The following is a 12,892-nucleotide window of genomic DNA, read 5'->3' as shown; positions in this document are numbered from 1 at the left end:
CCTGTTTACCCCTCCCCCGGCCCGGCGATCGGGCTGGAAAGCCCCTCTCCCCTGGCGGGAGAGGGGTTTGGGGAGAGGGGGACGGCACCTTTCCCGGCGAGCCACTCATCGGCCGGCGATTGGGGGCCACAGATGAACACAGATGAACACAGATTTTCTCCGATGCCGACGCTACGCCGCTGAACGGCAGCGGATCAGCCTTCATCTGTGTCTATCTGTGTGCATCTGTGGCTAAAATTCCCCCTCTCCCCAACCCCTCTCCCGCAAGGGGAGAGGGGCTATAGGGATTTCCCCCTGCTCAACCCACCACCGCCGGTGATCCCGCGGCCGCCGCCTCCACCCGCGGCTGCGCCAGCACGTCCCCCAGCGCCCCGGTCATGGCGTCCACCCAACCGCGCACGGCGGTGATCGTGCGCCCGCCCACCATCAGCGAGGCGCCGGTGGCGCGCACCACGTCGATCGGCTTGGCCGTGTAGATCTTGTCGAAGCGCCAGCCGCGCCCGGCCAGCATCGGGTACCCCTCGCGCGACAGCACGGGGATGCGGCGCACCTCCACGCCGTGGCGGGCCAGCGTGGCGCGGAACGCCTCGTACTCCGGCAGGCCCTTCAGCATGTCGACCTCGCCGTCCTTGTCGCAGAACAGCACGACGCGCCGCGCGTGCGGCAGGATCGCCGCCGAGGATTCGACGATGCGCTGGGCGGCGACCACCGCCTCGGCGTCCGCCGTCACCGGGATCAGCAGGCACACGCGCCGGCTGTCGACGATCTCGCTGAACATCGCCGCCTCGCCCCACGCGCGGAAATAGTCCCAGACCTGCGCGCCGAAGTCGACGACCAGCGGCCGTTCCACCTGGAACCACTTCACCAGCGGGTCCCAGAAGGTGGCGAGCGAGGCGCTGTCGGCGAACTGCCTCTCCCACTCCGGGCCGATCGAATGGCTGACGACGCCGTCGCCGAAGAAGCGGCGCAACTTCGGCTGGCGGTCGTACTCCACGGCGCGGATGGGCCGCACCTGACGCGACAGATGCAGGATGACGAACTGCGCCAGGGTGCTCTTCCCGACGCCACCCTTGTCGTTCGTGATGATGAACTTGCTGTGCATCCGTCGCAATCCTCTGGCTGTCTGGCTCTTTCCTCCGCGCCGAAGGCGAGGCGTGCGAGATCTACCATCGATAGCCGCAGCGTCTCAAGGGTCTATCCCGTCGCTGTACATCCCCTCGCCCGTAGCAAACATAAATACACGAATTATCGTCTTATGAGACGGCGACCGGATCGCCCCTCTTGTCGTTCAATACACCCATCAGCTCCGGCCAAAACGCCGCAGCGAAAGTCAAGACGCCGACAAAAGCAGGTTGCCACCAGCGCTGCATCACGCATGCAGCGGGCGTCGTCTTATGGGGTGCCGATGGACGAAACCGATATTCTTTATCCGGACGGCTGGACCTGGGAAAAAACGGCACTGACTTTTGGTATTGACCCCGCCGTGGCGCAGTGGACCCCGTGGGTGAAGGCGGCGCTGGAGCGCTGGGACCTCGCCAGCGGGTTGTCCTTCGCCCCCGCCGATCCCGGCGCGAAGCCCGACATCCTAGTGACCACGCTGAAGGCCGTCGACGCCCCCGCCGACGCCGTGGCCTGGAGCGGCTTCTGGACGGCCGAGGAAGGCACGGCGATCGTGCACGGCTTCATCGGCCTCGACCCCGCCTCGGATCCCAACGCCATGCCGCCGGGCGAGGCGCTGTGGACGGCCCTGCACGAGGCCGGGCACGCGCTGGGCCTGTCGCACCCGCACGGACACCGGCTGGGCGACGCGGGCGACCAGTCGCTGACCGTCATGTCCTACAACACCCCCGACGGCGGCGCCCTGCCCGACCGGCCCATGCCGTTGGACGTCGCCGCCGTGCAGCGGCTGTACGGCCCGGACCACGCGATGGCGGCGCCCGGCGACGGCCTGCCGGTCAGCGGCGGTCCCGGCTACGACGTGCTGGAGGGCAGCGCCTTCGCCGACGTGCTGTACGGCAACGAGGATCCGGACGCGCTGTACGGCCGTCCGGGCGACGACGCGCTGTTCGGCGGGCGGGATTCCGACACGCTGTTCGGCGGCCAGGGGGCCGACCTGCTGGCCGGCGGCCACGGCGGCGACGTGCTGGCGGGCGGCCTGGGCGCCGACACCTTCCTGTTCGGCCCGCAGGGCGGCCACGACACCATCCTCGACTTCGACCCGTTGTCCGGCGACCGCCTGCTGCTCTGGCCCGACGCCTCCCCGGTCCTCGCCGCCGTGGCGGAGGGCGCGCGCCTGGACTTCGCCGACGGCTCCGGCATCACCCTGCTCGGCATCGACCCCACCCGCCTGCCGCCCGGCTGGCTGGTGACCGCCTGACGCGGGCCTCCCAACTCCGGCCTGCGACGAAGCTCTGCTTCGGAGAAAGAGAATTTGAGACACGGACTCACATGGATAGAAGATAAATCCATATCATCTTTATCTGTGTTAATCTGTGTTCATCTGTGGCCAAACCCCCGTTCTCCGTTGCGCTTCTTTTCCAGCGGGCTGTGATTTTGCCACAGATGGACACAGATGGACACAGATGAAGGGATAGAGAATTGACAATGGTCCTATCTCATGCCAGAATACGGACGATAATCTGGCAATTCCCGTACCCATGACGCCCGCGCCCGGCACCGCCCGTGGCGACGGCGTGGAGCGCCTGACCGAAAACGACGCGGGTCCCCGAATGTGACACCCCCATCAAACCTGTATCATCCCGTATCATCCGGTTACATTTGCCCGAAAACGACGCCGGTGCCCCGATGCAACACCCTGCCCGATCCGTTGCATCCGGTTGCATCCCGTTGCATCCGCCCGGTTCCGCGGGGCGGCGCGCCTTCCGAATCCGTTGTCACCGGTGGGGCGGATGCGGTAGTTGATCGGCATCCGTTTCCCCTCGGTATGTCATGATCAGCGTCGTCCTCCGCTCCAAGAACGAAGCCACCTGGATCGGCCGGTGCTGCACCGCCCTGCAGAACCAGCGCGTCCGCGACATCGAGATCATCCTGGTGGACAATGAATCCACCGACGACACGGTCGCCATCGCCAGGCGGTTCGGCGTCACGGTGCTGAACATCACGCGCGAGGACTTCACCTACGGCCGCGCGCTCAACGTCGGCATCGAGGCGGCCAGCCACGAGGTGGTGGCGCTGGTCTCCGCCCACTGCGTGCCGGTGGACGAGCTGTGGGCCGACTACCTGCTGGCCCACCTGGGGCCGGACGGCGACCCCGCCGTGTGCGGCGTCTACGGCCGGCAGGAGCCGCTGCCCGAGACCTCGTTCATGGACCGCCGCGACCTGTGGACGACCTTCCGCGAGGAGCGGGTGCGCCAGCGCAAGGACTACTTCTTCCACAACGCCAACTCCGGCATCCGCAAGTCGATCTGGCGCAAGGAGCCGTTCGACGAGTTGATCCGCGGCGTCGAGGACCGCGAGTGGGGCCGGCGCATGATCAACGCCGGCCACGAGATCGTCTACGAGCCGCACATGCGCGTCTACCACCACCACGGCATCCACCAGGGCCGCGACGAGGGCCGCGCCAAGCGGGTCGCCGAGGTCATCGAGATCATCCGGAGTTCCAAGTGATGGCCGCGCCTCTGGTTCTCGTCCCCGTCCTCGCCGGCGGTTCCATCGACCGGCTGCTGACCCCGCTCGCCGGCCGCTCCAGCCTGGAGCGCACGCTGGCCGCCGCGGTGGAGGAGATGCCGGACGCCACCGTCGTCGTCACCACCGACAGCGACGCGGCCAAGGCCGCGGCGGCGGCGGTGCCCGGCGTGGTGGTGCACGACCGCACCATCCACGACTACGTCCCGGCACTCCTCGCCGCCCTCCAGGAGGTGCGCGGCGACGCCGAGATCGTCGTGGTGCTGGAGCCCACCCACCCCTTCCGCCCGCGCGGGCTGGTCGGCCGCACGGCGGCGAACCTGCGCGCCCGGCCGCACCTGGACAGCGTCGTCTGCGTGCGCCAGTTCAAGGCCAACCTCTGGCACCTGGACGAGGACAGCACGATCACGGCGCTCGGCCCCGGCGGCGACCGCCGCGACCAGACCTACTACCAGGAGCTGGTGGGCCTGGGCCTCGCCACCCGGCCGCACCTGCTGCGCCAGGGCCGGCGCCTGGGCGACGCCGTCGGCTTCGAGGTGGTGGACCAGTTCTGGGGCCTCGTCGACATCCGCGACGCGGTCAGCCTCGCGGTGGCGCAGGTCATCGCCGACAAACTCGAAACCCTGGAAGACACGATATCATGAGCCGCGTCCTCGCCATCATTCCCGCCCGCGGCGGCTCCAAGGGGCTGCCCAACAAGAACGTCCTGCCCGTCGGCGGCAAGCCGCTGATCGCGCATTCGGTGGAGCACGCCGTGCAGTCCGGCGTGTGCGACCGCGTGCTGATCACCACCGACAGCGAGGCGATCCGCGACGCCGCCGTGGCCGCCGGCGCCTGGGCGCCCTTCATGCGCGAGCCGACCCTGGCCGAGGACCTGACCCCGACCGAGCCGGTGCTGAAGGACGCGCTGGAGCGCGCCGAGGCGATCGACGGTCCCTTCGACATCGTCGTCTTCCTCCAGCCCACCGACATCTTCCGCAAGCCGGAGTGGATCACCCGCGCCGTCACGCTCCTGAAGGAGAAGCCGGAGCTGGACAGCGCCTTCGCCGCCTACAAGACGCACAAGAACTTCTGGTTCCGCACGCCCGAAGGCGAGCTGAAGCGCGTCTTCGACTGGATGGCCGTGTACGGGCCGCGCCAGACCCGCACGCCGATCTACCGCGAGGACACCGGGCTGGCCTGCGCCAGCCGCGCGTCCCTGATCAAGCAGGGGCGCCGCATCGGCGACCGCGTCGAGATCATCGAGGTGAGCAGCACCGAGTCCGGCATCGACATCCACGACGCCTTCGACCTGTGGCTGGCCGACCAGGCCTACCGCTACCTTCAGGAGCACGGCGGGCGCTGAGCACCGGCCACGAGGGTGCGTTGAGGCTTTGTTTACCGCGCGCGGTGTTATCTGGGGCGGGTCTCCCGTGATCCTGCGGAACGCGTGCAAGGGGTTGGCGCCGCAATGACGAGGAGCGTCGTCATCCTGGCCCTGGTGGCGCTGCTGCCCTGGTGGGCGTCCACCGTCGCCCACTGGATGGGGGTGCGCGCCGACTTCGCGGAGCGGATCTTCGGCAAGCCCACCGCGGAAGACATCTGGGACGACCTGAAGCCCATGCCCGGCTGGCGGGAGGACGCCTACCTCGCCGCCTACCCGGACGTGGCCGACGCCGTGAGGAAGGGCCACTTCGCCACCGGCTACGAGCACTTCCGCCTGAACGGCCGCAACGAGGGCCGCACCGCCGGCCTGCCGCAAGGACCCGGCCCGGCCATGGCCGTGGCCATCGACCCGCCGTCGGCCGAACCGCCATCGCCGCCCTCGCCAGCACCCTCGCCAACACCATCGCCGCCGCCGGCCGCCGCCCGGCCACCGGTGCCGCCGCCCGCCCCCACGGTCGCCGCGGCCCCGCCTGCCCCACCGGTTGCCGCCCCGCTGCCCGGCCGTCGCCCGGCGCCCCCGCCGGAGCCCCCCGAACCGGCACCGGCCCCGGCACCCGGCGGCGCCTCGCCCGCCCCGCTGCCGCCGGCCCTGCCCTCTGTCCTGGCGGCGCAGCGGCAGGAGGCGCCCAAGGCGCCGCCCACCGCCGACCGCTACGTGATCCGCAACGGCGGCACCATGGCAAAGGTCGCCGAGGTGACGGGGATCCCGCTGGCCGACATCCAGAAGGCCAACCCCGGCGTGCCCAACACCTGGCTCGGTCCCGGCACGGTGCTGGCGCTGCCGGCCGCACCCGCCCCGGCTCCCGCGGTCGCCGCCGCGCCGCCGGAACCCCGCGTGACCCTGGCGGCGCTGCCGCCAGCGCCTCCGTCGCCGGCCGCCGCGTCCGACGAGAAGCCCGCCGGGTCGGTGACCGGCATCCGCTTCGGCATGCACCCGGATTCCACGCGCGTGGTGCTCGACGTCTCGACGGTCACGCCCTTCCGGTCGATGGTGCAGACGGACCCGCGGACCATCATCGTCGAGCTGCCCGGCGCCCGCTGGGAGACGACGCCGGAGGGCAGCGTGGTCCGCACGGCCCCGCCCATCGCCTTCCACGCCGACCCCATGCCCGGCGGCACCCGCCTGACGCTGACCGGCCGCGACGACATCCGCATCAAGCAGGCCGCCGCCTTCCCGCCGGAAGGGGCGCGCGGCCACCGCATCGTCATCGACGTGGCGCGCGCCGCGCCCTAAAAAATCCACTCTCCCCCACCTGGATCTGCACATGGATGTTTCACATCGGCTGCTGTCAACGGCGCGCGCTTGCCTGAAGGCGGGCGATCTTCCCGGCGCCCTTGCCGCCGTACGGACGGCGCTTCCTTCAGACCCGGCCGGCGTGGGCGTCCTGAACGCGTTGGGCGTAATCGCCATGCGCATGGGGTGTACAGGCGATGCCATCCGCCATTTTAGCCGCGCGACCCTGCTCGACGATGCCCCGCAATCGGCCATGAACCACGCCATGGCCGTGGAAACCACGGACGACGCGCCAGCCGCGGCCGTCGCCTACGAGGCCCTGCTCGCCCGCTTTCCGGATCACGAACCGGCGAAGGCCCGCCTGAGCCGGGTCCAGTGCGCCTTCGGCCGGCGAGCGCTGGCCGAAGGGCGGCTGGCCGAGGCTGAGGCCGCTCTGCTCAAGGTTCTGGCGATGGCCCAGACGGAACCGGCACGGCTCGCGGAAGCTGCCTGCCTTCTGGGCCTGACGGCGGCCGGGCGCGACGAGCACGGCCGCGCCGTAGCACTGTTCGAACGCGCGCTGGTGTGTGAGCCCGATCTCGGTTTGGCGGCGCTCGGAATGGCCGGCTCCCTGCTGGACATCGCGTGGGCCGACCGGGCATGCCGGTTGCAACCGGACGCACCATCGGCATGGCTCACCGCCGGCGCGAACCGGTACATGCGCGGGCTGCTTGACAGGGCGGCGGACGACTACGTCCGCGCACTGCATCTGGTGGAACACCACGGACCGGACACGATTGTCGGCGATATCCACCTTCGCCTCGCCCGCACGCTCCTGACAAAGGACCGTGCCGCCGCACAAGCCCACCTCCAGCACGCCCGACGGGTAGTGGATCCCGCGATCCAAGCGCGCGTCGGCGATTGCGAAGCGGAATTCGCCCTGCACGACGGCGACCTTGTCGAGGCGGACCGGCGCTTCCGGTCCGACCCGGCTGCTCGCGACCCCCGCGCGGCGCAGATCCTCGCGACATTCCGCTGCGACCCGGCCTTCATCGACGCCTTGCCACCACCACCCGACGTTGCCATGGAAGCGGTCGCGGAGCGCGGCGGCGACGTGCGGCGCGTCGTCTTGGTAGCGTGCGATGGGAGCTACCTGGAGGCCTTCGGCGGCATGTTCGCCCGCTCGTTCGCCGCCACGCAGGACTCCGGAACGCTGCTGCACGTCCACGTGTGCGACGCTCCGGCGGAACGGATCGCCGCTTCGGCCGCCCTGCTCGATCAACTGGGCATTCTCTACCGGCTGACGCGGGGCCCGCTCCCGGACGGGTTCCGGGCCGAGCCCCGGGTAATCTATTCGTGTATGCGCTTCCTGATCGCGCCGCGCCTCCTGGCGCTGTACAGTCAACCCCTAGTGATCGCGGATGTCGACGCCGTGCTCGAAGTCGACATCGGTGACTTTCTTGGCAGCGTCCACGCGGACGTCGCCGTCATTGGCAAGAACTGGATCTTCGAGCCGCACATCCGCTATCTCGCGGGGCTCATGGTCCTGCGCCCCACCGCGGCAACCGCGACCCTGCTGGATCGTCTCTGCGCCTACCTCAGCCATTACCTCACCGACGGCTCGGCCCGGTGGTACATCGATCAGGTGGGGCTATGCGCCTGCCTGGAACTTGCCCGTCAGCGCGAATTGCCCCTGGCCATGCTCGACCGCTGGTCCCTGCCCCTGCACTTTCGGCCGGCTCGCGAGCCATGGGAGGCTGCGCGCCGCAGGCCGCCCTTCAGCCTTTACGGGGCGTAGCTCCGTCCGCCATCGTCATCCCGGAGCCGGCGCGGAACGCCTGCACCACCAGCGTCGCGACGGCCTCGACGTCGCCCAGCGTGTCGGTGTTGACCACCAGGTCGTACTGCAGCGGGTCGTCAGGCGGCACCCTGAACGTCTCGGTCAGGAACTCCGTGCGCTGCCGGTTCACCGTGCGGACCTCCTCCACCAGCGCCGGCACCCGCGTGGCATCGCCGCCGGCGAGGCGGCGGGCGCAGACCTCCTCGGAGCCGACGACGCGTACGCGAAAGCACGGCGTGCCGCGCAGGATCAGGTGGGCGCCGCGGCCGACGATGACGCCACCGCCCCAGGCGATGCCCTTCACCACGCGGGCCAGCGTGCGCTGGTATTCCGGCAGGGGGTCGTTGAGGCCCAGCAGGCTGGCGAACAGGAAAGTCCCTTCCCGTACTGGCAGCTTCTCGTCCAACGTGCGCATAGCCGCCTTGTCGGTCTGCGCCGCGCCCACCACGCCGTCCATCAGCTCCTTATCGAAGCAGGTTATGCCGAGTGTGGCCGCGACACGTGCGGCGATCGCCTCCCCACCCGAACCATGGCTGCGCGCCACGGTGATGACCGGCGGCCGTTCGGCCGAGGGCGGCGTCTGCGGCTGGTAGCGGTCGGCGGCCATGAAGGCCAGCAGCGTGTGCAACGGATCATTCTTCGCCATAGCAGCCTCACCCCCGAAAACTCGGCGGATCTTACGATGTGGACGGCCCGGATACAGAGGAAAAATCATGAGGAGCCCGGCCCAGGCACGGCCGAATCCGCTTGTCTCCCTACCCCCTTGTTTCTACAAGGATGCGCGCCGCCCGACGTGCACACCGGAGACGAGACATGAAAGTATTCGTCGTCACGCCCTATTACCGCGCCGACCCTGCCTGGCTCCGCCAAGCACACGAAAGCGTAAAGGCGCAGACCGTACCGGTGCATCACATACTTGTCTGCGACGGCTCGGAGCAAATCAACCTGGATGGATTCACCGGCGAACACATCGTCCTCCCCCGCAATCACAGTGACTATGGAAACACCCCACGCCTGATCGGCTGTTATTCTGCTGTAAGCCGGGGCGCGGACGCCATCGCCTTCCTGGACGCCGATAACTGGCTCCAGCCCGACCACATCGCCGGCCTGCTCGGCTTCGCCGACGCCAACGGGCTGGACGTGTGTGCGTCGGCCCGGATGCTGCATCGCCTGGACGGCACTCCCATGGTGAAGTGCCCGCACGTGGACGGCCGGCGGCATATCGATACGAACTGCCTGTTGGTGCGCAAGGCGGCTTTCCCACACCTGATCGGATGGGCTCTAGCACCGCAGGAGACGGCAGCGACCGGCGATCAATTCTTGTGGAAGTACATGCTGCGGCAAGGCGTGCGTTTCGGTTTCCTTGACCAGCCGACCGTGGCCTACCGCACGCGGCACGCCGTGCATTACCGCATCGCCCGGGAACCCGCGCCAGAGCAGGCCATCACGCGCGTCGACACCCACGGGGCGCGGTACTGCTGAAAGACCGGGCCGATCCAATATCTTTCCCGCAAATCAGCCATGCCATGGCAGGGCTTCTTCAAGCAGCGCCGCCAGCCGCGCGATGGGCTCGCCCCAATTACCCTCCCGCGCCTGGCGGATGAGCCGGAGGCTGGGGTACCAGGGCGACTCCTCGCCTTGATCGAACCAAAACCACAACGGAGTACGCGGCACCAGCACCAGTCCCGGCCTGCCCAGCGCACCGGCCATGTGGGCGTTTATGCCGGCGATGGTGACGACGGCGTCCAGCGCGGCGACCTGTGCCGCCAGATCCTCCAGGTCGTCGCGCAGCCGCGGGTTGGGATTTGCCGTCAGGTTGGTCACCCCCCGCGCGCGGGCCTGCACGATGTCGTCGTCGGCACCCGCGTACTGCAGGCTGACGAAGTGGACGCCGGGCACCGCCAGGACCGCGGCCCACTGCTCCAGCGGGATCGACTTGCGCCCGCCGGTGCGCGGGTTGTCGCTGGACCACGCCAGCCCGATCTTGGCGCCCGGCCCGAGCGCCATGAACGCTGCGCGGTGCGCCCGCACCCGCTCGGGATCGGGCTGCAGGTAGCCGCCGTGCCGGGGGAAATCGTCCATGCCGTGGCGGAACAGCATCGGCAGGCGCATCAGCGAGCTTTGCGCCGCGATGTCCGGCGCGCACGTCCGCCCGTCCGGCGGATCGCTGCGCGGCACCACCGTGACGGCAGGCCAGGAGCGTCGGAACAGCGGCACGAAGCGCGGGTCGCACTCCAGCACCACCGGGATGCCGCGCGCCAGCACGTCGCCCAGAAGCCCGGCCATTACCAACTCGTCGCCGACGCCGAACTCCCCCCACAGCAGAAGCCGCTGTCCCGGGCAGAGCGGCTCGCCGTTCCACAAGGGCGCCGGGAAACGGTGCTGGCGCAAGTCAGGGCCCGGCCGGCGCCAGCGGATGTCGTAGTCCGCGTATCCCCCGAGGTCGCCGCGCAGCAGCCGCACCCAGCCGCGCACGTAGACGGCGCTCGGATGGTCCGGGCAGCGCGCCAGCAGCGCGTCGGCCTGGGCCAGCGCCTCGTCCAGACGGCCCACCTCCTGCAGCGCGATGGCGAGGTTGGCGCGCGGGTCTAGGTCCGACGGGTCGTGCGCCAGGGCGTGTTCATAGAGCGGGATAGCCAGATCGGCCCGGCCACGCATCTGCTCGATCACCGCAAGGCCGTAAGCCGCCCGCGCTGGCGCGTTGCCGCACTCCAGGGCGCGGCGATAGGCCGCGGCGGCCGCATCGGGCGCATGGCGTCGGTCGTGCAGCAGGGCAAGGTTGTAATGGGCGTGGCCGTAACCCGGATCCAGTGCGACGGCGGCGCGCAAGTGCTGGTCGGCACCGGCGACGTCGTCGCGCAGCATGAGCACGAGGCCAAGGTTGTTGTGGGCGCGCGGATCGTCCACCGCAGCCGCGACTCCCTCACGGTAGAGTGCTTCGGCCCGGGGAAGGTCGCCTGCGGCCACGAGCACCTGCCCCAGGTTGGTGCGCGCCCCCGCGTGGAACGGGTCGGCGGACAGCGCCTGCTGGTAGCGGTCTGCGGCACGCCCGGTGTCGCCCAGGCGGCCGTATGCCACACCGAGGTTGTGGTACAGCTTCGCCGAACGCTCACCCAGGCGCTCGGCCTGCTCCATTTGCCTGATCGCTTCGGCGAAGGCGCCGCGCCGTGCCAGCAGCGCGGCCAGACGCAGGCGGGCCGCCGCGTCGGCGGGCGCGGCGTTGACCGCCGCCACCGCCGCCCGCTCCTCGGCGGATACAGCGGTATCGGCCAGGCTTCGGCTCACGGCGCGCCGAGACCGGCCGGCCGGCGGCGCGCAGCCACGTCCTCTATCAGCTTGAGCTGGGCCGGGATGCACACGCTGTGCAGGTCGTAGCGTTCGACGACGGTTCGCCGCGCGGCCTCGCGCAGCGCCGCCATGTGGTCGGAATGGTCGAGGACGGCGTCGAGCCGGTCGGCGACCCCCCGGGGATCGAAGAAGTCGGTCAGCAGGCCGTTGCGGCCATCCTCGATGGCTTCCATCACCGGCGCGGTGCTGGAGCCGACGATCAGGCAACCCGTCGACATCGCCTCCAGCATCGACCACGACAGGACGAACGGAAAGGTGAGATAAACGTGGGCGCGCGATACCTGCAGGACGGTCAGGAACTGCTGGTAGGGAACCTTGCCCAGGAAGTGCACGCGGTTGGGATCGATTCGCACCTCGGCCAGCATCTTCTCGCGCCAGTTCGGCGACCCCTCGGGCGCCGAACCGTAGCTGACGTCGTCGCCGCCGACGATCACCACCTGCGCGTTCGGCCGCCGCCGGCACACCTCTTCCAGCGCCCGCATGAAGATGTGGAACCCGCGGTACGGCTCCAGGTTGCGGGCGACGTAGGTGATCACCTCGTCATCGCGGGTCAGCACGCGGCCGTTGGGCAGCACCAGAGCCGCCGCCGGGTTCGGCTTGCACAAGCCGGTGTCAACGCCTTCGTGGATGACCGAGATGCGGTCGCGAAACGCCTCCGGATGCTGCTGCCACTGCCAGCGGGTGGGAGTCACGCCCCAGTCCATCGCTTCCATGCTGATCAGCATGTGGGAATTGCGGCAGCGCGTGCGGGCCATCTTGTCGACGTCCGGATCTGTGCCCGGCTCGAAGCCGATGTCGGCGCCCTTGGCACGGTAGTAGAATTCGCAGTACGCCAGCAGCGCGCTTTCCGGAAACACGTCCTTGATGAACATCGCCTCACCCCAGCCGGTGTGGGCGCAGACGATGTCGGGGACGAAGCCGCGCTGGCGCAACTGCAGGGCGGCCCGCACCGTCGCCTGACCGTACAGCACGTGCCCCTCCACGAAGCGCAGGTAATGGTGGGTCGACGGGTGCGGCTCCCGCGCCGGCTTGTACGAAACCCGCGCCACGCCGGGAATGTCGGGCTTCTCGCCCTTGGTGATGAACGCCACCTGATTGCCCGGATCTGCGGCCATGATCCTGGCCAGATGCTTGTACTGGCCAGGCATGTTCTGGTGTATGAACAGGATCTTCATGGGTATGACAGGCCCGTACGGTGATCGGTTGGCGTCGTCGCTGCCCTGGCATGCGGGAGAATTCCGTTGTCCGGGCAGCCGGCACAGGGCTATACACTCACGACCGCGCAACGATCAATGCGCGATCGTGGCGGGGATCACAGCGGCAGGCTCTTCGGCCGGCCCATCATGGCCGCTGCCGCCAGCGCATTCTTTTTTGGCACCGCGAAAGGCCCTGCCACTTCGGTCCGCCAATTTTGTATGATG

11 protein-coding genes are annotated in these 12,892 nt (G+C 69.4%); 7 read left to right on the top strand and 4 right to left on the bottom strand.

Annotated features, from left to right (window positions below):
* Window positions 1-298: 298 nt before the first annotated feature.
* A complete protein-coding gene (locus tag VED21_RS00170; protein ID WP_324880277.1) occupies window positions 299-1,102 on the bottom strand; it encodes a hypothetical protein in 804 nt (267 codons plus the stop codon).
* 303 nt (window positions 1,103-1,405) lie between these two features.
* Here VED21_RS00170 and VED21_RS00165 point away from each other — a divergent pair, with 303 nt between their 5' ends.
* The 6 genes from VED21_RS00165 to VED21_RS00140 all read left to right on the top strand — a co-directional run bounded on the left by VED21_RS00165 (window position 1,406) and on the right by VED21_RS00140 (window position 8,081).
* Complete coding sequence (locus tag VED21_RS00165; RefSeq protein WP_324880276.1) at window positions 1,406-2,377, top strand: hypothetical protein; 972 nt, start codon at window positions 1,406-1,408, stop codon at window positions 2,375-2,377.
* A gap of 572 nt (window positions 2,378-2,949) precedes the next feature.
* Window positions 2,950-3,627, top strand: coding sequence for a glycosyltransferase family 2 protein (locus tag VED21_RS00160; RefSeq protein ID WP_324880275.1), 678 nt, complete (start codon window positions 2,950-2,952; stop codon window positions 3,625-3,627).
* Window positions 3,627-4,289 (top strand): NTP transferase domain-containing protein, encoded by a 663-nt coding sequence (locus VED21_RS00155; protein ID WP_324880274.1) that lies wholly within the window; start codon window positions 3,627-3,629, stop codon window positions 4,287-4,289. The genes VED21_RS00160 and VED21_RS00155 overlap by 1 nt, the downstream gene beginning before the upstream one ends.
* Window positions 4,286-4,990, top strand: coding sequence for an acylneuraminate cytidylyltransferase family protein (locus VED21_RS00150; protein WP_324880273.1), 705 nt, complete (start codon window positions 4,286-4,288; stop codon window positions 4,988-4,990). The genes VED21_RS00155 and VED21_RS00150 overlap by 4 nt, the downstream gene beginning before the upstream one ends.
* 105 nt (window positions 4,991-5,095) lie before the next feature.
* Entirely contained in the window at window positions 5,096-6,304 is a 1,209-nt protein-coding gene (locus tag VED21_RS00145; protein ID WP_324880272.1) for an AMIN domain-containing protein, read from the top strand.
* A 31-nt stretch (window positions 6,305-6,335) separates the two neighbouring features.
* The gene (locus VED21_RS00140) at window positions 6,336-8,081 is read left to right on the top strand and encodes a hypothetical protein (protein ID WP_324880271.1); all 1,746 of its coding nucleotides are present in this window, start codon (window positions 6,336-6,338) and stop codon (window positions 8,079-8,081) included.
* On the opposite strand, the gene VED21_RS00135 is transcribed toward VED21_RS00140, so the two are convergent.
* Complete coding sequence (locus VED21_RS00135) at window positions 8,062-8,769, bottom strand: cytidylate kinase-like family protein (RefSeq protein ID WP_324880270.1); 708 nt, start codon at window positions 8,767-8,769, stop codon at window positions 8,062-8,064. The genes VED21_RS00140 and VED21_RS00135 overlap by 20 nt on opposite strands.
* A gap of 167 nt (window positions 8,770-8,936) precedes the next feature.
* On the opposite strand from VED21_RS00135, the gene VED21_RS00130 reads away from it, so the two are divergent.
* Window positions 8,937-9,605, top strand: coding sequence for a glycosyltransferase family 2 protein (locus VED21_RS00130; RefSeq protein WP_324880269.1), 669 nt, complete (start codon window positions 8,937-8,939; stop codon window positions 9,603-9,605).
* 33 nt (window positions 9,606-9,638) lie between these two features.
* Here the strand turns inward: VED21_RS00130 and VED21_RS00125 are convergent, their stop codons facing one another.
* Together VED21_RS00125 and VED21_RS00120 are read right to left on the bottom strand one after the other, a co-directional pair.
* Window positions 9,639-11,408: a tetratricopeptide repeat protein gene (locus tag VED21_RS00125; RefSeq protein WP_324880268.1), complete on the bottom strand. Its 1,770-nt coding sequence runs from the start codon at window positions 11,406-11,408 to the stop codon at window positions 9,639-9,641.
* Window positions 11,405-12,646, bottom strand: a complete 1,242-nt coding sequence (locus tag VED21_RS00120; protein WP_324880267.1) for a glycosyltransferase family 4 protein — start codon at window positions 12,644-12,646, stop codon at window positions 11,405-11,407. Before VED21_RS00120 ends, VED21_RS00125 begins: the two co-directional genes overlap by 4 nt.
* Window positions 12,647-12,892: the final 246 nt, after the last annotated feature.

The organism is Azospirillum sp., from assembly GCF_035627195.1.
In the GTDB taxonomy this organism is placed as follows: Bacteria; Pseudomonadota; Alphaproteobacteria; order Azospirillales; family Azospirillaceae; genus Azospirillum.
The sequence above is the reverse complement of the archived record's forward strand: the minus strand, read 5'-3'. Positions and strand labels throughout refer to the sequence as shown.